This is a genomic window from Bacteroides sp. D2 (assembly GCF_025147085.1).
Classification (GTDB): Bacteria; Bacteroidota; Bacteroidia; order Bacteroidales; family Bacteroidaceae; genus Bacteroides.
Map to the genome: position 1 here is coordinate 4,784,141 of NZ_CP102261.1, position 23,934 is coordinate 4,808,074.

The following is a 23,934-nucleotide window of genomic DNA, read 5'->3' on the forward strand; positions in this document are numbered from 1 at the left end:
TACCTTTTTGTTTTAACTATCCCGGATAGGGATCTTATTTTAAATTCTTATGATTGTTGTGGTATACTAAATTTCTTTTGAAATGTAACGCTTAGTGTCTGCAAAATAACAGATAAGATAATCATCCCGAGCCCGGAATAAAAAGCAATATTCAGTTCTTTGGCCTCATTGAAAATAATCATGGCCAGAATGATGCTATATATAGGTTCCAGATTATAACTTAAATTGACCGTAAATGCTGAAATCTTTTTCAGAACCTGAATTTGCAATAAATATAGTCCGACAGTACAGAAAGAAGCGAGTAATAGTAGATTGATTAAGTCTCCCATACCGGGCACGATAGTGGACACCGGAAAATAATGCAAATAGAAAGGAAGAATACAGGAAACTCCAATAAATCCGCCAAACATCTCATACAGTAACAGGGCACTTGAAGCATGATTCTTTGCCGTCTTCTTATTGGTTATAGTAAATAGCGCCGCCAATGCAGAAGATATAATACCTAATGTTATTCCCATACGATAACGAGTATCAAAATGGAATATCAGGACAATTCCGAATAGGGTAAGCAGGCTGAATGTAACTTCTTTCAGTGACACTCTATGCCGATTAATCAGTGGCTCCAGAAAAGCCGTAAAGAAACCCACCATTGAGAAACAAACCACCCCGATAGAAACATTGGAGGCTTTGATACTTCCATAGAAGAATATCCAATGCAGTGCCAACAGTACTCCGACACCACTAATCTTTAGTATTTCTTTCAAAGGAAGTTTTGGTAACTTTTTCGCAAAGTATAGAATACCTGCCAGTATCAAAGTTGCAAACATCATTCTCCACCAGACTAACAATCCCTCATTGAGTGTTATCAACTTCCCGAATACTCCTGTAGCGCCTGCAATAATAATGGATATATGCAGCTTGATGAAAGCTTCTTTCATTTTATGATTACTCTATAATTAACTATAAGCCTATTGAGGCCGCAAAGTTACTAAATTCTTTTGTTTATTATTTGAACAGTGTGTTTTTCTTCGATTAACAGATTCTTAAATTGATTTAAACATCTTTTTCGCAGAAAATGTGTTATTTTGTGGATGGCTAATAGAAATATATATGATATGGATAAGCAAAAAGTAGCATTGGTCCTTTCTATGGGAGGAGCACGTGGAATAGCGCATATAGGAGTAATTGAAGAATTGCTCCGTCACAATTTTGAGATCACCTCTATTGCAGGAAGCTCGATGGGAGCTATGGTGGGGGCGATGTACGCTTCAGGAAAAATGGAAGAATGTAAGGAGTGGCTATATAGTTGGGATAAACGTAAGATGTGGGAATTGGCGGATATTACTTTAAGCCGGGATGGATTGGTGAAAGGTGACCGTTTTATCAAAGAACTGAAACAGATTATTCCGGACATGAATATTGAAGACTTGCCTGTCCCTTATGTAGCAATGGCTACGGATATTGTCCGCGATCAGGAAGTGAGGTTTGACAGGGGGAGCTTACATGAAGCTATCCGTGCATCTATTTCTATCCCCATGCTTTTCCGTCCGTTGAGAAAAGACGGTATGGTTTTGATTGACGGAGGCATTCTGAATCCTCTTCCATTGGCTCATGTAAAACGCATTGAAGGAGATATCCTGATAGCTGTCGATGTGAATGCACCCCTCGATTCCGGAAAGAAAAAGAAAATATCTCCTTATAATCTATTGACAGAATCTTCAAGAATGATGATGCAACAAATCACTCGTTACCAGATAGAGCGTTGTCAGCCGGATATCTTAATTCAGATGTCCGGTGATACCTATGATATGTTGGAGTTTCATCATGCAGCCTCGATAGTGAAGACAGGAGTGGAAGTTACCCGAAGCGTGTTGAAAGAATTTCTCGACAATGAATAATATGATACTTTAAATTACTCCAGATAAATCATCTTTTTCGTCATTCCTCCGTCAATCGTGATATTTTCTCCATTGATGAAATCATTGTTTTCTTCACAGAGAAACAAACACATACGAGCAATATCTTCCGGTTTGCCTACCCGTCGCGAAGGATGTTGTGAATGATCTTCCGGCCGGAGTTGGTCATAATCATGAGTTTGTATCCATCCCGGAGCAATAGAGTTGACGGTGATATTCCATTCGGATAACGACAAGGCCAGTGCATGAGTTAAAGAATAGATACCGCCTTTCGAAGCTGCGTAACCTTCACTTCCCGATTCACTCATCAGGTAACGTGTGGAGCAGATATTGATAATCCGGCCGTATGGATTAGGAGAAGACTGTTCTTTACGATGTATGGCAAGCAGGCGGGAGGTGATAAATACAGGGCGTAGGTTGATAGAAAGAATTTTGTCGAAATCCTCTACGCTCGTTTCGGTGATAGACGAAAATTGACTAATACCGACGTTGTTGACAATAATATCAATATCATTCCATTCGGAAAGAATACGTTGCATGCAACTTTCAAGCGCATCCTTATCGCTGACATCGACTTTATGGAATATAGATCCGGTTGCTTTTGCAGTCTCTTGTCCCGCTATTTCATTTATATCACAAAAAGCGACTTGATCGCCGGACAGGCAAAAAGCTTCTACTATTGCCTTGCCTATACCTTCCGCTCCTCCTGTTATAAATACTCTTCTTTTGGAGGGGGATGATTTTGAGGTCATTGGAGTACACGAAGCCGATTCGGTCGGATGAACTGTTGTAGATTTCTTCTTACCATATTTCTGTGCTTGTTTCCAAGCAGCCTTTCTGGCTTCATATTGTTCCTGTTGCCTTTCTATATAATTATCTGCCATCGTTCTTTTTTATTTCTTGGCAAATGTAAAATATAAAATGGATAAATACAAAGAATCGACCGCTCTTTTGCGGACAAAGGAGCGGTCGATTTTATTCAGATGACGGTTCAATTTAAAACTTCGTCGGATCTATCTCTGCATATTTAATTCGTTGGCGACGCCAAGTGTATATGGCATGCAGTTTCCCATCTTTTCCCTGGATAATACTGGGATAAGAGTACTGGCTGATCGGACTGTCTTCTAATGTAAGAACAGGCTTCCAGTTGATGCCATCTTCTGATATGGCCACACAAAGCGGAGTACGCGGACCTTTCGGAGTTCCGGGTAATGTAGAGAAATTATTGTAGATAAGTATATGTCTGCCGTCTTTCATTGTCACAGCATCCGTTCCGGAATTATTATTCGGAACATCCAGCAGCGTTACTTTACTCCACGTATCACCATTATCGCTGCTCCATGCAGTTGCTACTTGTGCGTTACGTGTACGGCAGAGTACCTGTAGTCTTCCGTCTTTATGCTTCAGAATACTAGGTTGTATCGCATAAACAGGTTTGGCTCCTTCTCCTCTGATCGCTTCTCCTCCTTCCTGATCGTCCACATTCATGCCACCTTTTTTACGGTTTTGAGTGGGGACGGATAACTCGGCATCCAGTGGACCTATCATCTTCCAGGTCTTGCCTTTATCATCGGAAATCTCGAAGTGGACACGCCATCCGTTACTTCCTTCCGTACTGGAAGGGCAGATGATACGTCCATTGATATATTCCGGTTTATTCTTAATAGGTCCAAGAAAACCTTCCGGAAGCGGTTCACGTTTACTCCAAGTCTTTCCTCCGTCACGTGAACGAACCAGCCATCCTGTCCAATCACTCACTTTCAGACCTATTTTATAGAATAAAATCAAGTCACCTCCGGGAATCTGGAAAAGAACCGGATTCCAACAAGCTTTTCTGCGGGCAATAAGTTTTCCTTTCTCATCTTTCACAGGTGTACAAGTTGAATCGATTCCAGCCAATACAGCTTGTGAATCTTTGATCGAGAACACACCGTCAGCGGCAAGTTTTGGGGCAGTCCATTCTTTGGAACCTTTCGGCTTACGACATACCCAGATGCAACAATCCGGATTGCGTTCTTTGGTGCCTCCGAAGAAAGAGGCTACGAGATCACCGTTCTTCAGTTCTACAATTGTAGCTCCGTGACATTCGGGGAAAGAAGCTTTTTCGTACAAGAATTCATCACTTAGAATAGCCGTATTCCGGGTGGGGATGTCTACACTGAAGTGATATTTCCCCGATCCGATCTTTTCCTTCCGTCCATCTGGTAGGTGCACTTCACCTGTTGTATTGGCAGGAAGCTCGATGTCCCATTCCAGATGAGTAGGAGTCTTTGCCCACCGACTGGTTATTTTCCCGTAGATACTCATGTATGATGCATCCACATTGCTTAATTCCTGGATTTCAAAAGCCGGTTGGAAAACGATATGTTTGTAACCGGACTTCCAGCGGTCTGCACGAATACCTGCCAGATTATTGAAACACCAAGGTAATAAATCGCCTAAAAGCATCACGTGATTGCCACTGTTCATTTCAGGATTGGCTGTATCACCATTCCATAATTCCCAAATAGTAGTAGCACCTTTGTCAACCATATATCCCCAGGAAGGATATGTTTTATTGGTAGCCAGTAAATAAGCTACATCAGCATGTCCACGACGGCTCAATTCACGCAATAACCATTGCACACCGATTACTCCGGTACTTATATGTCCTTTGTTGGTCGTAATAATAGAAGCTACAGCATTTTGGGCTACTGCATTGATCTGATTTTTAGGAACCAGTCCGAAGGCAAGTGGCAAAATATTGGCAGTAACCGTGTTGTTGCCATAGAAAATACTATCCGGATATAAGGCATGCCCCGGTACGGGAGAGGTACTTTCTTTTACATGCAAAAAACGAGCATTGAATGCATCTTTCATGCGATGTTCCAAATCTTCCCATTCTTCTGCATCAGCTTTCAGCCCTTGCAGACTTGCAAAGCGGTGCATCAGTTGTAACACTTTTAGATAATAGGCGGTTGCAATCAAATCTCCATCAGTCTTGCGGGATGGGTCTTTACTGTGAATCAACTCCAATGATTCGGGTGGAACGCACCAGTCACCATATTTATCTTTGGTGATGATATATTCCTCTGTCATGTAGTATTCACGGATATGAGATACCCATTTTTTAATAGCCGGATAATTCTCCTCGATCGGACGTTTGTCTCCAAAGTTTGTGAAAAGCATGTCGCAGGCCATAGGTAAAGCGGCAGGCCAGGTCACATTATCCGAGTAATAATTCCAGTATGCCGGGGCCACATCAGGAATACAGCCGTCTTCCCGTTGTGCTTCGCGAATGTCACGCGTCCATTTGGTGTACATTGCATAATTATCGAAAAGCATACTCTCTCCCCAACACCCCATGGTACGGTCGCCCAACCATGGTTGGCGCTCATTCCGTTGTGGACAGTCTACCGGCATACCTTTATAATTACTCCGGATTCCCCAGAATGCATTACGGATAATCTTATTCAGAGTCTCGTCAGAACAGCTGAAAGTTCCGGTATGTTCCATTTCATCTTCTACTACCTCGGCAACGAAATCTTCAGCCTTCGCATTCGGATAACCACTAACTTCTACATAGCGAAATCCATGATAGATAAAACGAGGTGCCCAGGTAGCATCTTTTGTTTCACGTCCACTGACAACATACACATCTGTAGAACGGGCATCCCTGAAATTTCTGGTGTAAAGTTCACCGTTGCTTTGCAGACTTTCTGCGAAACGGAGGCGGATACTGTCACCAGCCTGTCCTTTAACTCGGAAACGTACCCATCCTGCCATATTCTGGCCGATATCCAAGATATATTTATTGCCGAGCTTTTTAATGGAAACAGGTTTCAATGTTTCTGTGACTTTCATACCCGGCATCATTTGCGCACGCAATGTTCCCGAAGGAATACTCACACGTTGTGCCGGCATCCAGCTTTTATCATCATATCCGGTTTGAGTCCAGTTTCCTAACTCTTTACGGGCGTCGTACTCTTCACCATCGTATTCATTATTGCTACGAATAGGACCGTCAGTAGTCAATTTCCAGGTAGTGTTTGTAGCAATCGTTTCTTTGCTGCCGTCTGCATATTCCACAATCAGATTCAACCGAAGCTTAGGATAGCCGAAAGTAGGTATCTTATACGGTTTATAGTTTTGGCGCATCGTATAGAAACGACCATTTCCGAGAGTTACTCCAATAGCATTCTCTGTTTGAAGCAACGATGTGACATCATAGGTGTTGTACAGAATCGTTTTCCGATAGTCGGTAGGAGCAGGAGCCAGAACCTGATTGCCGATACGTTGTCCGTTGATAAACAGTTCATACAATCCCATTCCGGCGATGTGCACAGTGGCACGTTTCACTTCTTTCTTCAATGCAAATTCTTTGCGGAGATAGCGGGCTGCCAAGCGACTCCATTGTGTTTCGCTGTCTCCGGGAGCAGCTTTATCCAAACCGATCCATTGCCCTTGCCAATCTGCTTCATTAAACAGTCCTGTAGTCCAGAAAGCCGGAGTACTCCAATCTGTTGTCCCCTTGTTGGTGTCGATTTTCACTTTCCAATAGTAGGGAGCATTACGCTTTAGCGTTTTTCCCTGATAAGCGATCCATTGGGAAGCATCAGATTCAATCTTTCCTGAATCCCAGATATCCCCTTTTCCTTGTTCCAATAGCTCCGGGGTAGATGCAACAAGAATGTGATACGCAGTTTGTATCACATTCTGTTCATTCGATTCGATGCGCCAACTCAATCGAGGTTGGCGCACATCAATACCTGCCGGATTTTTCAACTGTTCTGTTCGCAGGTCAGTGATACCTATGGCTGCGTATATGGACCCGGTAAAGAGCAGAAGAGAAAATAGGAATAATATAAATATTCTTTTATTCATGAGCATAAGTTATATAAAAAGAGTAATTGCTTACTTTGGCACCGAATGGAAACTAGGCTCCGGCACCTTGCCGGTCTGGTAACTCTGTCCAGTCCTTCTCCATATAGTTTTTACTACTGTCCACTACAATCAGGATATGATCGTTTCCACTGCAATAACCACTGTCATGTTGAAATTTGTGCACTCCGTTATCAAATTCTCCGATGTATTCCAGTTTACCATCTTTCGTAGTGTACCACCAGGCATTCTTTTTCGCACCGCTAATTTTATTGAAATCAACTTCCATTGGACGTCCGGTGTAGTTGTACACCATCAGATAATCATTACCACGGGTAGCGATGGCGCGGTCATAGCGTTCTCCATTCTGTCCTACGATGACAGATTGATCGGGTATGCGTTCGAAGAACGGGAAAGTCAGCATCAGGTTTTTCAGATACTTCATTTGATTGTAACCCGGATCATCCAGTGCTTCATACCAAGGCTTTTTAGCGCCATAAGCACCACCTACACCCGGTTTGATAAATTGCATGATAGAATTATGACCGTATGTATGTCCGAAAGAACCGGCAAATACCGACCAGTAAGCATACCGGCGTACATCATAGTCTTTCCAGAGCAATTCATTCTCATCATGCAAGCCATGAGGAATTTCTTCGTAAATCGGTTCACCGTCAATCACGGGTTTCATAGGCTTCATGGCCAAGCTACGCTCTACGAAACGCCAGTTATCTTCTTCTGTATTTTCTTCGATAGGATAATCACCGTCTCCGAAACGTTGTCCGTAGCGGCGGTGTCCGCTTTGAAACATGTTGAAATCCAACCAGGGAGCATTGTTAAACCAAGTAGCAGAAGTTGTTCTTCCACGCGGATGGAATGTCATCAGGTGATTCTTGTCGATAGCTTTGATAGAAGTGGCCAGAGCTTCCCATTCAGCGGTTTTCACATCGCCACGGATGTCTCCGCCGATAAACCAGATAATGTTCGGTTCGTCCTTATAACGTTCTGCCAGAAACTTACCGTATGCTTTTGCCTGGTCAACAGTCATTTCACCCCGGTTCACAGGACTTCCCCAAATACAGACCATACCAATATACAAACCCTTCTTTGCTGCTGTACGGATAATATAATCCATGTGATCCCAATAACCGTATACACCTTTTTGATTGATGTTTTTGAAGTTATATTCGTCAATCATCGAATACTGTCCGTAGATATTCATAGACGGAACATTATTCAATGTTTGAACCTGAATCACATTATATCCGCGGCGTTTACATTGTTCCAGATAATATTCGGCTTCATCCCGGTTCAAGCGTTCGGGTAATAACCATCCCGTTTCGCCTAACCAAAAGAAAGGAGCACCGTTTTCATGTTTCAGGTAACGTCCCTCTTCGGAAACTACAAGCTTTCCGTTGTTCCAGGGAATGTACGTCTTTTGCGTTTTCTTTTGTGCCGCTGCCGGGATAACTAAAGTTAGCAACAGCAATAAGAGAGGAAGAATCTTGAATTTTCTCATTGTATTTTATCGTTTTTAGTTTATTACTTTGTGGTGAGTTTCTCGTATTCAATAGCAGCCAGAATAAATGAACCGACCGATTTCGGATCATTCTCTATGATCGGTTCACTGATATAATATTCAAATGAGCCGTCACGGTATCTTTTCGAGTCTCCGCCCAATCCTGCCACTGCACAGCAGTTAGTGATTGTATAGCTACCATCTTCTTCAAGACGGGTGAATGTCTTTACCATTCCATCAAAGGCTTTCTTTGTCGGTTCGATATATTCGTTGCCAAGATATCCTTTATTGATAGCTTTGGCGAGAGTGTAGACAAACAAGGCAGTAGCAGATGACTCCAGATAATTACCTTCCCGTGCTCCCTGATCGGTCACCTGATACCAGGTTCCTGATTGAGGATCCTGATATTTAACAATCGTTTTTGCCAATCCTTGCAAAATCTGTATAATACTATCGCGTCCGGCAGTTTCCTGTGGCAGGAAGTCCAGTACATCTACGATAGCCGCTCCGTACCATCCGATACTGCGACTCCAGAAATTAGGAGAGCAACCCGTTTCGGGGTTTGCCCATTTCTGTTCCCGGCTTTCATCCCATCCGTGATAATACAATCCTGTTGCAGGATCATAAGTCTTACTATTTATTAAAAGAATCTGTTTCTTCGCTTCGTCAAATAAAGCCGGTTCATTGAAAGTGGCTCCATATTGAACCAGATAGGGAGAAGCCATAAAGATTCCGTCCAGCCACATTTGATGAGGGTATCTCAATTTATGCCAGAACCCTCCTTCACTGGTGCGGGGCTGCTCTGTCATTTGTTTGCGCAAAGTATCCATGGCAATTTTGTAACGTTCGTCTCCGGTCTGTGCATAAAGATCAAAAAGAATCTTTCCGCCGTTGACGTTATCAATATTGAATGAAAGATATTTCATGGTTTTGATACACCCGTCGGCATCGATCAAGCTATCCGCATAGATCTTGGCATAATCATAATATGTGCTATCTCCGGTATGTTTCCATTCTTCCAACATGGATTTCACTACCAGTCCGTGGGTATATCCCCAACGTGGTTTCTTAGCTTTTTCAATCATCCAGGGTTCGGGGAAACGTTTCATTTCGGAGCGTGCCATGCGTTCACTCCATTTTTCCGTTTCTACTTTTTGAGGTGCTGTGCATGCCAGGAAACAAACCGTTCCACAAGCCACCATCAGTTTTAATAAGTTTTTGTTCATATCGGTCGAGTTATTATTTTCCAATCAATATATATTCTTGCCCTGCTTTGGTAGGCAGATCATAGATGTAAGTTTCTGCAATTTCCACCTTATTCAGGTTTGCCTTTTCATTAATCAATGGTTCGGGAATAGTGGGAACAGCATAAAGAGGATTCGGATTTTCACCTTTGGCACGCTTCAGCCCCTTGCCTGTTAATGGGTTGAGTGAACGTAAGCGACAGTTACCTCCCTTATGAGATTTCACAACCAAACGGCTTACTTTTCCGTTTTTCCAGCTCAAATCAAGCTCGAAACCTCCACGTGCAATAATTCCTTTGATAGAACCTTCCTGCCAGACGGTAGGAAGTGCAGGAAGCAGATAAATAAAACCATCGTAACTTTGCATCAACATTTCTGCAATACCTGCGGCACAACCGAAGTTTCCATCAATCTGGAATGGCGGATGCGCATCGAACAGGTTAGGATAGGTGCCTCCTTTTTTCTTCTCATTGCGCACAAGAGTCAACTGATCTGTAATCAGTTTGTAAGCATGGTCACCATCAAGAAGGCGTGCCCAGAGGCAAACTTTCCATCCCATGCTCCATCCGGTCGACGGGTCTCCGCGATGAATCAGAGAAGTACGTGCTGCATCGAATAATTCAGGAGTACGATAAGGAGAAATCTGATTGCTGGGGAATAGTCCGTATAAATGAGAAATGTGGCGGTGTACATCCTTCGGGTCATCCCAGTCGAACATCCATTCCTGTAGTTGTCCCCAGTGTCCTACTTGCATAGGAGCCATTTCTTTGAGACGTTGGGCCAGGTGAGTGGCAAATTCCTGATCTGTGTCCAGTATTTGAGAAGCAGATATAATTGTTGTCCAAAGATCGAAGACCAATTGGTTGTCCATGGTGCATCCGGCAGCTGTTGTGGCTTTCCCATTACTCCCCGAATGTACATTCTCCGGTGAATTACTGGGGCAGACTACCAACCAGTTGTGTACCGGCTCTTTCACCATGATTTCATCAAAGAAACGTCCGGACTCTTTCAGTATCGGGTAAACAGAACGCAGGAACTCAATATCTCCGGTGTATAGATAACGTTCCCAGAGATGTCGGCAAAGCCATGCACCACCACTGGGCCACATACCTGAAGGAGCTTTATCAACCGCCCCTGTGATGCGCCATATATCCGTGTTATGATGTAATACCCATCCGTTGGCTCCATACATAACCTTAGCCGTCTCTTTTCCTGTATCGCTAACCTCTTTTATCAAGCGGAATAACGGTTCATTCAACTCACTTAGATTTGTTACTTCCGAAGGCCAGTAATTCATTTCCAAATTGATATTACAAGTATATTTGCTGTCCCAGGAAGGGAATAATTTATCATTCCAGATTCCTTGCAGGTTGGCGGGCTGTCCTCCCGGTTGGGAAGAACAGATCAGCAGATAACGTCCAAATTGGAAATAAGTGGCAACCAGATGGGCATCATTGGTGTTCTTGAAATTTTCCACACGCTTATCGGTTGGCACATTTGAATATTGGTCTTTTCCTAAATCGAGAGAAACGCGTGTCAGGTATTGCCGATAGAAATCAATGTGATTCTTCTTCGATTCGATGAATGGATGAACCATTGCTTTCTCCAAATAGTTCTTTGCCCGTTCTATCTGATTACCGGTGATGTCTTGATAATTATTGAAATTAGTTGCAATAGATACATAGACGATTGCTTCGTCAGCTTTCTCAACAGAAAGTATCCCATCGGCACAAGCTATTTCTCCACCTTTATTTTTAGCAGTCAATCTGCCTTGAAATTCCACTTTCCCTTTCAATCCCTCATGCAAGGAGGATACTCCTGAAAGAGTTACGCAGTTTCCTTCTTCAGAAGCGATCATTACGTCCTGGTGAGGCGAAGTCAGTTGAGCGTTAAATGTAATTTGTCCGGGACGATTGGCAGTCAGTCGCACCATTACTACCTGATCGGTAAATGAAGTAATCGTTTCGCGTTGATATTGCACTCCGTCTACTTCATAACGCACTATCACGCGGGCTGAATCCAGACTTAACTCCCGATAATAGTTGGAATAACGGGTATGACTGGGAAAGGCAATTCGCAAATCACCGAAACTTTGATATGGCATTCCGGAATTCGTCTTTGCCATCACCTTTTCTGTAGCGAGAGTCTGTGCTTCCAGATATTTTCCGGCAAAAACAAGTTCACGCACTTTGGGAATATACTCCAGCGCGTCCGGATTAGCATTGTTATTGGGGCGTCCTGCCCAGATCGTTTCTTCGTTTAGTTGTATTTGTTCTGTCCCTGGTGTCCCATAAACCATGGCTCCCAGGCGTCCATTTCCCAAAGGTAGTGCTTCTGTCCATACCTGTGCCGGGCAGTCATACCATAGTTTATATTCTTGTGCAGACACATTCGTTTCCTGCGCATGAATGCAGCCCACAGACATCAGTACAAACAAATACCCGATTAATCTCTTTTTATTCATTTCCATCTAACTGCTTTTATACTTTTATAAAAGGACGTTTAATAGGGAATTTTGTACCTAGTATGTAGGCAAAAGAAGTTATGACAATGCAAAGTTATTTAATAAAAAGAACACTTATGGAAACGAATAAAAGAAAAGACCCTCTAAAATAAATTTAGAGAGTCTCTATTTAGAAATTTGGAATGTTATTATTTCAAATGCTTTCCATAAAACTCTGTCAACTTTTTGACAGCTTGATCCACATACTTAGGAATGTCATACAAATCGTAATGACTGGCCCCCTCTATAACCAACAAATCCTTTTCACAAGTTGCCCGTCGATAAAGTTCCTGTCCGTCTTTGTATGAGCCGAATGCCCCTTGTTTATCGCCAACTATGATTTGCAAAGGCTGTGTCAACAATTGTTCTACCAGGTTGAAAGCGTCAAACGCCAAGACGGATGCCATGCTGACAAAACGAAGTTTGTTGCAGGATGTGGGATATTCTCCTCTGGGTGTTCTGTAGTACTCTACAGCTTCCACGATATCTATATCCGTTATTCCCTGTTTCTCCCTTTCTTCAGGGCTACTTGGTGTCCAATTGATAATCATAGGCTCTGCACCATTAGCTTCCGCTGTACGCTGTTTACCGATTGCCTCTAATGTTTGAATAGGATTATTTTCACGATATATTCTGCCTATATTGGCACCTACCACTGTACCTACTGCTTTGATACGATGCTCTGTCATGGCTGCATTTACAGAGTAGCCGCCTCCGGCACAAACACCTAATACTCCAATACGATCCGGATCAACGAATTCCAACGTTGTCAGATAATCCACTGCACTTCGTATGTCCTCCACACGTGCAGTCGGTTCCTCAATATATCGAGGTTCTCCACCACTTTCTCCCTGATAAGAAGCATCAAAAGCAAGAGTTACAAACCCATGTGCTGCCAGTTTTCCGGCATAAATGCCCGCAGTCTGTTCTTTTACGCTACTTCCGGGATGTACACAGACGATAGCTGCATACTTCTTATTATCACTGAAATCATTGGGTAAATAAAGATTCCCCGCCATATTGATAGCGCGATTCTTGAAAGTTACATTCTTCTTCATTGTAGATAGTTTTTAGATTCTATTATTATTCGTACTTTTTACTGATGCAAAGATACGGAGGATAGAATCTAACAGTTTTTCCCTTTGGCTCAAATGTCCTTTTCTGAAAAGCTCAATATGAAAAAGATCTTAATGTGTCGGCGTAAAACCGAACTGCTTTTTGAATGCAGTAGTGAAATGTGATCTATTCTTGAAACCGACATCAAAACATACATCCGCAATCTTTTCGCCACCCTCTTTTATTTTCTCGTATGCCACATTCAAGCGCTTTTGCATAATCCATTTCTGGGGAGATAAATTGCTGATCTTTTTGAAATCCCTTTTAAAAGTGGCAAGACTGCGTCCGGTGTATAAAGCAATTTCACCTATGGACAAATCATACATATAATTCTCGTTCAGAAAATTGATGATATCAATCTTCCAAGGTCCTGTAAAATCAAACAGAGTAGGGTAGAAGCTCTTATCCATATAAAGGAGAGTAAGCAACCCTTCCTGCAGTTTTAGCTTCATCAATTCGTCATTTGGCTTGTTGGAAGAGTCAAAATAAGGAATCATCGACAGGAATATACTGTCAATATCTGCAGACTTGGATAATTTTACAACCGAATTTTGAAATGGAGCGAGCTGTGCGCATATCTCTTTCTTATCCAATGCTTTGTAGCGTTTAATCAGGAAATCCCGGTTGAACTGCATCGTGATTCCTTTGTACTGCTCTCCATTATAAGGTCCTTTAGTAATCACCACCTTGTGGTCCCGGCGGATAAACACACATTCCCCGGCAGTCACAGTCAGTTCATCCCCTTGCTCCGTAATCGACATCTTTCCCGAATACACATAGATCAGCAAATGCGATACAGCTTTATGAGTACATACCGTGTCATCATTCACTAGAAAACTGAAGATGATGTCGGAATATTTAAATATAATCGTCTCTTTTGGTTGCATATTCACAATGATTCTGTTTCAAAGATAACTATTTTCTTGTAAATTGAAATATACTTCCTATATTTGTCAGTAGAATATTTAATAAGAAGAAATTATGAAAAGTTTTAATGTTACATCTATGCTAGTGGTGCTGATGTTCTTGTGCTTTACAGGAATACAGGCACAGACCGTTACTCCTAGTAAGAAATATATCACGAAAGAACTGAATAACGTGAGTAATTTCAGTTCAATCAGAGTTCTGGGTAGTCCCGACGTTGAGTATCGTCAGAGTAGTGATTCTAAAACAACAGTTTCTATATATGGCTCAGATAATCTGGTTGACCTGTTGGAAGTATCTACAGTAAATGGAGTGCTGCAGGTAAATATAAAGAAAGGCGTTAAGATTCTTAGCGGAGAACGCCGGTTGAAAGTGATTGCCTCTTCTCCTTCATTGGATGATGTAGATATTAAAGGATCGGCCGATGTATATCTGAAAGGTACCCTCAAAGGAGCTGATTTAAATCTGAATATAACAGGTTCCGGAGATATTGAAGCCGAAAATCTGCAATATACCAATCTTTCTGCTTTTGTAAAAGGTAGTGGAGATATTAACGTGAAGAATGTGAAGGCCACTACTGTAAAAACGATAGTTAGCGGTTCCGGCGATGTGGAAATGAAAGGTTCTACTCAAATGGCTATGCTGACTGTGAATGGTTCCGGCGATATCAGTGCCGACAAGTTGACTGCTACTAATGTAGTTGCTACCGTTTCAGGTTCCGGTGATATATCTTGTTACGCTTCCAAACAGTTGGACGCAAAAGCCAATGGCAGCGGAGATATTGAATATAAAGGAAATCCTTCTATTGTAAATAAGCAAGGCAAGAAAGACTCAATTTCCGGCAAGTAAGAAATTAGATCTTTGCAGAAAGCGGGTAAATATGTGCTATGTTACATATTTACCCGCTTTTTTGCTATAAACAAACATAATACATGATAATTGGGGGATACATTCCTGGGAGAAAGGTGAAAACGAGTAGAAAAATAAGTTAGCAAACTTAAATACGGTTTTAAAGCCATTAAAATAGATGAATTCCGGCAACAAACAGATATGCTGATTGTTGTGACAATGAATCATTCGTTTTTTTTATTCACCTGAAAAAATACAGATTATGGCAAAGAATTCTCCCGATGAAGGAAAAAGTATAAAGATGGTAGAAAAGCAGGTAGATCCCTCTTTTAATAACCTCAAAGAGTATCAGGCAAAAAGACAATTCAGTGAGACTCCCGAACCGATGGCGGATACCGTGGAAACTCCAAGCCGGATACCTGTTTTTGTTGTCCAAAAGCATGAAGCCAGTCATTTTCATTTCGATTTCCGTCTGGAAGTGGATGGAGTGTTGAAAAGCTGGGTAGTTCCTAAAGGCCCTTCCATGAATCCGAAAGATAAAAGACTGGCCATACAGGTAGAAGATCACCCTTTGAGTTACGCACATTTTGAGGGAGTTATACCCGAAGGCAATTATGGAGCAGGTACAGTGGAAATATGGGATAGTGGAACCTATGCTTATGTCGGTAATAATCGTAACATTTCCGCTGCCATTAAAAACGGAATACTTGAATTCAAATTACATGGTCATAAGCTCAAAGGCCTGTTTACCCTTATCCATACGAATATGGACGACCAGGACAGAGACTGGTTACTAATCAAGAAAGACGATGTATTTGCAGTCACTCATGTCTACGATGCGAAGAACATTCCATTGTATGATGAGGTATTCCTGTAATATATATATTCCTTATGATTAAATGATACTCACTTACATATATAATTTTCTAATTATATACGTAGCTTTATAATTCAATATACTCTATTGTTTTGATGATTCAATTAACTTTTATGATATTATGACCGTGTTATTTCTAATGAAAATAATTAACTAAATGGGGACGATTGGGTAAAATGAAGATCTGATCGTATACCCCCTTAATATTTCGGTAACAAAAGATGTTGTTACCATTTTTGATAGAAAACACCCATTGTTTTTGTTGGAAACCACCTCCTGTGTGTACGTTGAAAAGTTTATACTTGCATCGGATTTTAAGCACGTTAAAAGATTATCAGGCGTGTTTTACTAAAGGTGTAAAATATTAATCAAATCCGATATTAGTATGAATGATTGTTACCTGAATTTATTAGTAAGCTTCCGAGCTTTATTCTCTGCAGATCCTGGAGCCAATTTAGTAAACAGCAAACAAACTATTGGCATCATTTTACCCGATTTGTCGTTGCTTGGATATGCGGTCCCTGTGGAAAGTTTCGGTATTGGACTGTTTGTGATTCTATTTGCGTATCTTATAATAGAATACAATGTGCAGTTATTATCGCATGAAAAATTTAAGATTGCCATGAACATGCTCCATACAGCACATACACCGTTAATATTGCTGCGGAATCAATTGGAAGAACTCAAAACTGGCAACCTCCCTGAACCTCTTTCCCAACAAGTGGAAGAAGCACTGGGATATGCCGAATGTATCATATATTGTAACCAGAATATTGCAACTCTCAATAAAGTAACTAAGAGAATTCCTCCTAAAACGTCAACGGTAAATTTGGAACTTTCCACTTATGTTACTTCCATTGTCAATCAATGCCGGGCTTATGCCAATTCCCGCCAGATACAGCTGACTGTTGGTGAATGTTCGGATTGCGTCAGTTGCAGGATAAACGAAAACATAATGACTGCAGCACTTCAGCACCTTATCAACAAGATGATTTTGATTTCCGAGTCAGGCTGTTGCATATCGATCAACGTAACCCACACAATGAATTCCTGGCAGTTGCAGATTAGCAATAATGAAATAGCCGGGCAAAGAACAGAGAAAATGTTCCCCTTTATTCCTATTATATTTCCTGTGTATGGATATAGTGATTTATGGACGGTAAGAAAAATCATCCGTCTGCATGGTGGAAAAATAACCGGATGCAGACATGGTAAAGCAGCTACTTTCCAAATCGTCATTCCGACAGACTGCCATTGCCTGAATCAGTCATGCCCGGTGTTGAGACATTCTTCTACAAAAACGAAGACGCCAACAAATGACTCCTGCGAGAATCCTAAGACCAATAAACAAAATACTAAAACGAGAGAAACTTCCCATATCCTATTAGTAATGGCAGATAAGTTATTTAGTGATTATTTAAAGAAAACCTTATCACGCTATTTTCAGATCTCTGTTCTTGATAATCCGGAGCTGCTGATGGATACGGCTATCAGTCAAAATCCTGATGCTATCATTATTGACGACAATGTGAATGGAATAAGCGGAGATATACTTAGCACTCAAATTAAGGAAGATAAAACGATAGGATACATACCAATCATTCTTCTATTAAGAGCCTTTGATAACGAAAGCTATTTGTCACATTTGGGGAGTGGGGCAGACCGTCTGGGATTACGTACGGAAAGCATTTGTAAACTTAGGGCAGACATACGTATGCTTGTCGAAAACCGCATGGTCTTACGCGAACGGATCAGACTGTTTCTGTCAGATGCCATCTCTCCGATGATCCCCACAAAAGCTGAAATAGAAACAGAAAATGCCGATCGGAAATTTATGGATAAAGTCAATAAAATCCTGGAGAAAAATCTCTCTACTGATAAATATACAATAGATAAATTAAGCATTGATATAGGTATGAGCCGTACTGCTTTTTATAATAAGATAAGAGAGATTACCGGCAACCCTCCCGAAAACTATATCAATTCATTCAAAATGGACAAAGCACTTAAATTGCTGGCCTCCCAGCAGTACAGCATTTCGGATATTGCAGGTATACTGGGCTATTGTGATGCTAAATACTTTGGAAAGAAATTCAAAGACTTCTATCATGTATGTCCGTCTGATTATATAAAGAGTATTGTAGGATAAAAGAGTATAGAAAAAGGGGGTGTACAAAGCACCCTCTTTTCTTTATACCTTTTTATGTTTTTTCTCTTTGACCGCAAATCTTGTTTTATACAAATGTAATAAAGCCTGTCTTATTGTATCATAGTACTTTTCTAGTCCATAGATTTTTAATAGCATCAGTTCAAAGTCTATTCTATCCTTCTGTTCTAATTCCTTTTCAAGAGGTAATCTGTCTCTATTGAAAATGGGTTGAAATGCTTTTATAATTTCTTCCTTTTGCACATCAGATAGCACCTCCGGATTGAGCATCTTGAAAGATTTTTCAAATTTTGTTTTGCTCAAGTCAAGGGCTCCTAATCCCCTGCCAAATCCGAGACTTTCAATGAAAAACATACTTAAAATGTTATTCAATAATGCGAGGAGGAAAATTTTGTTTTCATCTTTATACTGTTCCTTTATTGAGAAGCCAATCATTCGTTGATCAAAAAAAGAGCGTTTATCAAGCATGGCAATAAACAGACTTTTGTCGAAATTAATATTGACGACAAAATCTGCCATATTTTTTGTACTCATTTCGTACCAAAACATATTTGCCCTATGTAAAGCGACAGGCAATGGCTTCTTGTTTGTTTTATCCATTTGGTTTTCGAAAGATCTTATCCAATTCAGAGCTCCGGTATGATTTAATGTTTCAAGTTCTTCGATACTTTTTGAACAACAGAATGCCTGGGTCTGACTAGTTGCAATGAATGAAGGTGCTTTCTTTAAATTCTTTAGAACAGGCTTTATATATTCATCTTCTATTCCGTGTCCTGCTGCCGGATAAAACATACGATTGCAACCTCTTCTCTCTCCGCGTATAAATTTGAAGATTTTTTTTGAGTCAAGAAGTTTTTCGGTTATTGCCGGCAACCAATTCAAATTAGCGAAATATCCAGACCATGGGATTCCGATATTCTCTAATTGTTTGATTTCACTTATCGAATAGGACTGAATATTGACTTGTTCAGACTCTTTATTAAGAATGATTTCACTACTTAACTTTTTAATATCCGCTATGTTTTCAATTTTTTCTTTTAGCGTACAGAAAGAAATTTTCCTGTCTAAATTGACCGGATCAGAAATCTCTCTCTTGGTTGCTATTAATAATGTGGTAACAACCTTTGCATTATTGAACCATCGTCCATTTCCGGAGACAACAACACGGTCAATATTGAAGTATTTCTGAATTAATTTCAAAAATATTTCTCCATAATCTGTTCCAAGCCATGCATTAGAAAGTATTAATCCAATTCTTCCATTATTGGAGATAATATTGTATAAATAGAAAGGAATATATGCAAATATATCACTCTTTTTACTTAGTGTATTTTTCGCCTTAGTTTGTTCCTTGATTAATTCATTGATTTTTCCTATATTCGGATTAAGTTTTTTGATCTCTTTTTCTCTTATAAAAGGAAGATTGGATACGACATAATCCACATAAGGTAGTTTCTTTTCTACTTGATTTCCATTATTATGTTCTTCAAATGCAGTCTGGCCCATATGCAAATCAATTACGTCAGACCTGAAGATATTTAAAGTTTTTCCCATATTGTTGGGATTGGATAGAGATAGTGTTGATAGCTGGATAGGAAACGAATATTTATCAGAAGCCCAGATGCTTTCAATAATTTGGTCTTGCCCAATTTCATATTCTTCTTTGAGAGAATAAGCTTGCTTAATAATCGTTCCTGTTCCACAACAAGGGTCGAGGGTGATGCCATTTTTGTTATTTATCGTTATCCTTGTTAATAAATCAGCTAATTGAGGAGGAGTTGCAAATTGTCCGGCAACTTTTCTTTTGGCATAGTCGATGGACGATTGCAGTAAGTTTTGTAGAATTTGAATATCAACACTTTCAATCTTAATGTTCGAAATAAATAAATTTAATTGAACTAATTGCTTCCATACATTATCAGATATTAATTCATTGGCGATATTATCACCAAAAATATTCCCAAAATTACAGAGTTTCGAGATCTTCGCAATTATTTGCTGGGCCTCACTGACAGTTGTATCGAAAGTAATTGTTTCAATAATCTTTGCCTCATTGAAATGTCGTTTAATAATGTTGCCAAAAATAATTTTGAAGAACCAGTCGGTCAATATTACCTTCGATAAAGTTGGCAGTTTATGCTTTACATCTTTTTTAGTCTGTGGATTAAATCCGTATTCTGCTGCAGAAGAGAGCCACCAATTATCTATTTGCGCATCGAGTATTGCATTCCTTTTTATATTCTCTTTTATGTTTTCTGCTGTCGAGTCTATATTTTCGAGAACGATATCGATTATTTTATCGATTGCCAATATCTCGGAAGATCCACTTTCTGTTATTTCTCCATGTTCGAAATAATCATTTAAATCTTCCAGGATGGTATGTAGAAGATCTTTCCAAAGATTCTCGTTTTCTTTTACCTCTGAACGCGAATGAAGGTCGATACTATCCCATGATTTCAAGATAGAATATGTATTCCCATTCTTAACATACAAAACTGCGCTTGTCACATTCCAGAGAATAAAACTATTATTGTTCAGTATCTCTGATTTTATCTTGGCGTTGTTTATTAATTCCGTGTCGGTTATAGGAGTATCAGGCATTTTGAGTTCCCACCCCTGCAAAATGATCTTTTTAGCAGAGTCTTTGAAGATAAGCACATCCGGAAATAAACTCGATTTTTCATTTCTGATTGTATTCTCTCCTCCGGCACTTTTTACATGCCAACTTTTGTTAGCCAGGTAAAGATTGATTTCGCTAATGACATCAATGGCCCAACTTCTTTCATTATAGTTGATTTGTGGCATCCGTTTCTAAATAGTTTAAGGTGTGATATTTTGTGATTGGTTTTTTGAAAAGTTTGCGAGTCGATGGAGTCACTTCTTCTCTTTTTAGTGTTTCTGAAATCCTATCCATACAAATCTTGATATAGTCGGTAGGCTGTATTCTGTGCAATAATACATCTTCATTCTTTTCTATTCCGATAAATCTTCTGTTTTCCAGAATGGCCGATAGCAGGAAACTGCCGCTTCCGCAAGCATTATCCAGAATGATATCCCCCGGGTTAGAGAATGTTCTGATTAGATATCTACCCAATTCAACAGGCTTTTGTGTCGGATGATAAACTTCTCCTTCCGATTCGGCCGTTTTCACATATACAAAGTCGTCATGATCCTCCTCAAAGAATACCACATCATTGGGATAACGTTCGCCATCACTTTTTACATGCTGTGGCTTGAACTCCCCATAACTACCTGTATATTGATCTTTTCTGACCCCCTTGTCATACGCTTCCCCTTTAGTCATTTGCGGATTGTATACCGACTGTTTTTTATAGAAAACACAAACATCTTCGTGCTTACGAAGCGGTTGTTTTTTGGCATTTAAAAAGTTGGTCGGTTTTGACTTGATCCAGGTTATCTTGTATTTGAATAATTTCTCCTTGCTTAAAATCAATTTGGCTGTAAAAATACCTTGTGCGGTTAAAACGATCGCCCCATTGTCTTTAATAATACGTTCGTATTCAGCCCAAAGAGCCTGCAAATCAATCACGGAATCCCATTTATTTTGTGTAGTGCCATACGGTAAATCACAAAGTATCATATCTATGGATTTATCAGGAATGGATGGCAATATGTTCAGACAGTCGCCCTGAATGACTTTGTTTACAAAAGGTTTGATGTCTTTCTGCTGTTTTTTCTTTTTTTGTATGACTCCTTCTAACAATCGTTTATCTTCCTCTTTTATATCTTTGGATGTAGAACCCATGGTTTGTATATTAAATATTTAAATTGTCATTTTCTGTCAAAAGTAGAAATAATAGGATTATCTCCCAAATTTATTATATGAAATAATCTGTTATTTGTACCAATAAGCTTTTTGAAGTTTATCACATGATGATTCTCTGAATAGAATCCTTAGTCCATTGCTGAATGTTTCATTAATAAATACAGCATCAGCAGGACATTCCTTTTCGCATTTACCACACATAATACAATTCATTTCATCAACAGGAAGAGGTGTTTTTGCATTATCTTTTAAGGTAAACACATTCATCGGACAGCTTTTCATACACTTTCCACACGCTATACATCTGCTTGTGTTTAATAAAACTACATTTCCAACCACCTCATTAGTCCCGTCAGAGCGAAGAGGTAAACCTTCATAAGTCAATAGCGGAGTATATGTTTTTTTTAAAGCTGATAGTGGGTGAGTTTTTTTTCTCATTTGTAATGCGAATAGGGCCGATTTAAACAAATCGTTGCTATTCGGCCTGTTCTTATTATATCCATTCATTCCGACCCACGGACCGGTGCGGTCAAAGCCAACACATGAAAACTCACCCAATAAAATCCCATCTTTTTGAGCTATCAATGATTTTAGCTTTTTATGGTAACTGCCTAATATGGGCCTGCATCTGGTTGAAAAGATGAATATCTTTTTTCTTGCTATATCCAGTTCTTCTACGAGGGAAATGATCTCTTTATTATGCGAAGCGAAATTGATACCTGACCCCAATCCAATTAAATCATAAGACGAAATATCAGATTCGGTCACTTCCTTCGGGCATTTGACCGTAGCTTTAAGTTCTTGTGCCATTGCTTTAGCTACTTTCATTGTATTGCCAAGATAGGTTGATGAAACTATAATCAGTGTTTTCATTTTTTTATTGTTATTATTGTTTCGGGAGTGCCCGGAGCACCTTGTACACCTTTATACTGAATAAATTGACCGGACGACAAATCTATATAATAATCACATCCGAAGAATTTCGCTAACAAACCTGTCAAATGAACATTAATTCGTTGTTCACGAATTCCATTATGAACAACCACTTCTTTTCCATCTGCCTGCATCTCATATAGTTTTAAATTGTCAGGGCGTATACACTCAAATTTGAAAGTAGATTTCTCTTTAATAGAGTACCCTATGTTGAAACCTATATTCTGAAACCAGGGAACTCCATTGGAACTATATGTTTTGGAGTATGATTTAGATTTTAACATACCATCAATCTTATAAGTCCCATTTTTCAATACAACTCTGATATTTGTATTTTTATCTTGATTGGAATATTCCCATGAAATAGTATGATAATCCGGGGTCATCACATATTTGTTAATTTCATTTCCTTGAGTTGTTTTTAGATATATAAGATTATTCTCTCTACTCTTATTCCAAATAATCGTTGCTTTACTGTCACCACAAGAATATTTATACTCTATTGTCTGGGAATGAACTTGATAAAATGACAGTAGCGTTAGCGTGAATATGATTATTAATTTTTTCATCGATTAAATTTTTCAAATAACATATCAATATAATCACAAAGCGTATTTTCGTATATTGTCCATGAAGTATCACTCGAAAAATCAATGCCATTAAATAGGGGATATTCTAAGGTACTTAATACTATATGATTTATAGAAGCTATCAAAAGAGTAATATACATGCTTATATTCAAATCTTTCGTATCAACTTTCTGCTCCAGTATTTTTTGCAGCTTATGACCATTCTCTTCACGCAAATCTCGAATAGCTTTAAATTTTAACCCACCGGACAACTCCCATAAAAGAAGCTCTTGATGCATCTTATTCTCTCTTATAAAATGGAGTTGTGCCAGTAGAATTTCCTTGGTGATTTGTTTTAAGTTGGCCTCATTAACGGTTTCTATTCTATTGATAAAAGTATCATAAGCCTGGATATAGAAATCATGCTTCTTTGCCCAAACGGCAATTAATCCGTCTAAGCCTCCGAAGTATCTATATATTAATACTTTATCACACCCTGCTGTTCTCGCGATTTTATTGATTCCTATTTTAGAGAATCCCTCTTCAGTAATGATTGTGCTTACTGCCTCTATCAACTGTGTTTCACTTCTTTTTAATTCCATCATTTTACTGTTAGTCACTAGTTGGTGACAAAAGTAAGTCACCAATCGGTGACAACCAAATAATTAGT

17 protein-coding genes are annotated in these 23,934 nt (G+C 39.7%); 4 read left to right on the plus strand and 13 right to left on the minus strand.

All coding sequences use genetic code 11. From position 1 onward, the window contains the following. Positions 1 to 47: 47 nt before the first annotated feature. Complete coding sequence (locus tag NQ505_RS17475) at positions 48 to 938, minus strand: DMT family transporter (protein ID WP_008999532.1); 891 nt, start codon at positions 936 to 938, stop codon at positions 48 to 50. 153 nt (positions 939 to 1,091) lie between these two features. Here NQ505_RS17475 and NQ505_RS17480 point away from each other — a divergent pair, with 153 nt between their 5' ends. Further along, on the plus strand, positions 1,092 to 1,898 hold the full coding sequence (locus NQ505_RS17480) for a patatin-like phospholipase family protein (protein WP_032853583.1): 807 nt from the start codon (positions 1,092 to 1,094) through the stop codon (positions 1,896 to 1,898). Between the two features lie 14 nt (positions 1,899 to 1,912). On the opposite strand, the gene NQ505_RS17485 is transcribed toward NQ505_RS17480, so the two are convergent. The 7 genes from NQ505_RS17485 to NQ505_RS17515 form a co-directional block, all read right to left on the minus strand. Further along, positions 1,913 to 2,800: an SDR family NAD(P)-dependent oxidoreductase gene (locus NQ505_RS17485; RefSeq protein ID WP_008999534.1), complete on the minus strand. Its 888-nt coding sequence runs from the start codon at positions 2,798 to 2,800 to the stop codon at positions 1,913 to 1,915. A gap of 112 nt (positions 2,801 to 2,912) precedes the next feature. Further along, positions 2,913 to 6,779, minus strand: a complete 3,867-nt coding sequence (locus tag NQ505_RS17490) for a family 78 glycoside hydrolase catalytic domain (RefSeq protein ID WP_032853642.1) — start codon at positions 6,777 to 6,779, stop codon at positions 2,913 to 2,915. Positions 6,780 to 6,831: 52 nt separating this feature from the next. Further along, the gene (locus NQ505_RS17495; protein WP_008999536.1) at positions 6,832 to 8,295 is read right to left on the minus strand and encodes a glycoside hydrolase family 140 protein; all 1,464 of its coding nucleotides are present in this window, start codon (positions 8,293 to 8,295) and stop codon (positions 6,832 to 6,834) included. 23 nt (positions 8,296 to 8,318) lie between these two features. Continuing rightward, positions 8,319 to 9,521, minus strand: a complete 1,203-nt coding sequence (locus NQ505_RS17500; protein WP_008999537.1) for a glycoside hydrolase family 105 protein — start codon at positions 9,519 to 9,521, stop codon at positions 8,319 to 8,321. 13 nt (positions 9,522 to 9,534) lie between these two features. Next, positions 9,535 to 12,003, minus strand: a complete 2,469-nt coding sequence (locus NQ505_RS17505) for a glycosyl hydrolase family 95 catalytic domain-containing protein (RefSeq protein WP_008999538.1) — start codon at positions 12,001 to 12,003, stop codon at positions 9,535 to 9,537. 188 nt (positions 12,004 to 12,191) lie between these two features. Continuing rightward, positions 12,192 to 13,100, minus strand: a complete 909-nt coding sequence (locus NQ505_RS17510; protein WP_008999539.1) for an alpha/beta hydrolase — start codon at positions 13,098 to 13,100, stop codon at positions 12,192 to 12,194. 129 nt (positions 13,101 to 13,229) lie between these two features. After that, positions 13,230 to 14,045 (minus strand): AraC family transcriptional regulator, encoded by an 816-nt coding sequence (locus NQ505_RS17515; protein ID WP_008999540.1) that lies wholly within the window; start codon positions 14,043 to 14,045, stop codon positions 13,230 to 13,232. Between the two features lie 94 nt (positions 14,046 to 14,139). On the opposite strand from NQ505_RS17515, the gene NQ505_RS17520 reads away from it, so the two are divergent. From NQ505_RS17520 to NQ505_RS17530, 3 genes are all read left to right on the plus strand, one after another. Then, entirely contained in the window at positions 14,140 to 14,931 is a 792-nt protein-coding gene (locus tag NQ505_RS17520; protein WP_008999541.1) for a head GIN domain-containing protein, read from the plus strand. 262 nt (positions 14,932 to 15,193) lie between these two features. Continuing rightward, on the plus strand, positions 15,194 to 15,808 hold the full coding sequence (locus NQ505_RS17525) for a DNA polymerase ligase N-terminal domain-containing protein (protein WP_008999543.1): 615 nt from the start codon (positions 15,194 to 15,196) through the stop codon (positions 15,806 to 15,808). A gap of 385 nt (positions 15,809 to 16,193) precedes the next feature. Then, positions 16,194 to 17,957, plus strand: coding sequence for a helix-turn-helix domain-containing protein (locus tag NQ505_RS17530; RefSeq protein WP_008999544.1), 1,764 nt, complete (start codon positions 16,194 to 16,196; stop codon positions 17,955 to 17,957). Positions 17,958 to 17,999: 42 nt separating this feature from the next. On the opposite strand, the gene NQ505_RS17535 is transcribed toward NQ505_RS17530, so the two are convergent. The 5 genes from NQ505_RS17535 to NQ505_RS17555 form a co-directional block, all read right to left on the minus strand. Next, the gene (locus tag NQ505_RS17535) at positions 18,000 to 20,780 is read right to left on the minus strand and encodes an N-6 DNA methylase (RefSeq protein ID WP_008999545.1); all 2,781 of its coding nucleotides are present in this window, start codon (positions 20,778 to 20,780) and stop codon (positions 18,000 to 18,002) included. Next, a complete protein-coding gene (locus NQ505_RS17540; RefSeq protein ID WP_085938544.1) occupies positions 20,761 to 21,750 on the minus strand; it encodes a DNA-methyltransferase in 990 nt (329 codons plus the stop codon). The genes NQ505_RS17535 and NQ505_RS17540 overlap by 20 nt, the downstream gene beginning before the upstream one ends. Before the next feature lie 81 nt (positions 21,751 to 21,831). Continuing rightward, positions 21,832 to 22,635 (minus strand): 4Fe-4S binding protein, encoded by an 804-nt coding sequence (locus tag NQ505_RS17545; RefSeq protein WP_008999547.1) that lies wholly within the window; start codon positions 22,633 to 22,635, stop codon positions 21,832 to 21,834. Continuing rightward, positions 22,632 to 23,264 (minus strand): hypothetical protein, encoded by a 633-nt coding sequence (locus NQ505_RS17550; protein ID WP_008999548.1) that lies wholly within the window; start codon positions 23,262 to 23,264, stop codon positions 22,632 to 22,634. Before NQ505_RS17550 ends, NQ505_RS17545 begins: the two co-directional genes overlap by 4 nt. After that, positions 23,261 to 23,869, minus strand: coding sequence for a TetR/AcrR family transcriptional regulator (locus NQ505_RS17555; RefSeq protein ID WP_229097385.1), 609 nt, complete (start codon positions 23,867 to 23,869; stop codon positions 23,261 to 23,263). The genes NQ505_RS17550 and NQ505_RS17555 overlap by 4 nt, the downstream gene beginning before the upstream one ends. Positions 23,870 to 23,934 lie beyond the last annotated feature (65 nt).

Excerpts from the sequence above, each read along its gene's own strand:
- NQ505_RS17515 (WP_008999540.1), bottom strand. The coding sequence starts at position 14,045 with ATGCAACCAAAAGAGACGATTATATTTAAATATTCCGACATCATCTTC.
- NQ505_RS17530 (WP_008999544.1), top strand. The coding sequence starts at position 16,194 with ATGAATGATTGTTACCTGAATTTATTAGTAAGCTTCCGAGCTTTATTC.
- NQ505_RS17500 (WP_008999537.1), bottom strand. The coding sequence starts at position 9,521 with ATGAACAAAAACTTATTAAAACTGATGGTGGCTTGTGGAACGGTTTGT.
- NQ505_RS17510 (WP_008999539.1), bottom strand. The coding sequence starts at position 13,100 with ATGAAGAAGAATGTAACTTTCAAGAATCGCGCTATCAATATGGCGGGG.
- NQ505_RS17535 (WP_008999545.1), bottom strand. The coding sequence starts at position 20,780 with ATGCCACAAATCAACTATAATGAAAGAAGTTGGGCCATTGATGTCATT.
- NQ505_RS17480 (WP_032853583.1), top strand. The coding sequence starts at position 1,092 with ATGGCTAATAGAAATATATATGATATGGATAAGCAAAAAGTAGCATTG.
- NQ505_RS17555 (WP_229097385.1), bottom strand. The coding sequence starts at position 23,869 with ATGATGGAATTAAAAAGAAGTGAAACACAGTTGATAGAGGCAGTAAGC.
- NQ505_RS17505 (WP_008999538.1), bottom strand. The coding sequence starts at position 12,003 with ATGAATAAAAAGAGATTAATCGGGTATTTGTTTGTACTGATGTCTGTG.
- NQ505_RS17545 (WP_008999547.1), bottom strand. The coding sequence starts at position 22,635 with ATGAAAACACTGATTATAGTTTCATCAACCTATCTTGGCAATACAATG.
- NQ505_RS17490 (WP_032853642.1), bottom strand. The coding sequence starts at position 6,779 with ATGAATAAAAGAATATTTATATTATTCCTATTTTCTCTTCTGCTCTTT.
- NQ505_RS17525 (WP_008999543.1), top strand. The coding sequence starts at position 15,194 with ATGGCAAAGAATTCTCCCGATGAAGGAAAAAGTATAAAGATGGTAGAA.
- NQ505_RS17475 (WP_008999532.1), bottom strand. The coding sequence starts at position 938 with ATGAAAGAAGCTTTCATCAAGCTGCATATATCCATTATTATTGCAGGC.
- NQ505_RS17495 (WP_008999536.1), bottom strand. The coding sequence starts at position 8,295 with ATGAGAAAATTCAAGATTCTTCCTCTCTTATTGCTGTTGCTAACTTTA.
- NQ505_RS17550 (WP_008999548.1), bottom strand. The coding sequence starts at position 23,264 with ATGAAAAAATTAATAATCATATTCACGCTAACGCTACTGTCATTTTAT.
- NQ505_RS17520 (WP_008999541.1), top strand. The coding sequence starts at position 14,140 with ATGAAAAGTTTTAATGTTACATCTATGCTAGTGGTGCTGATGTTCTTG.
- NQ505_RS17485 (WP_008999534.1), bottom strand. The coding sequence starts at position 2,800 with ATGGCAGATAATTATATAGAAAGGCAACAGGAACAATATGAAGCCAGA.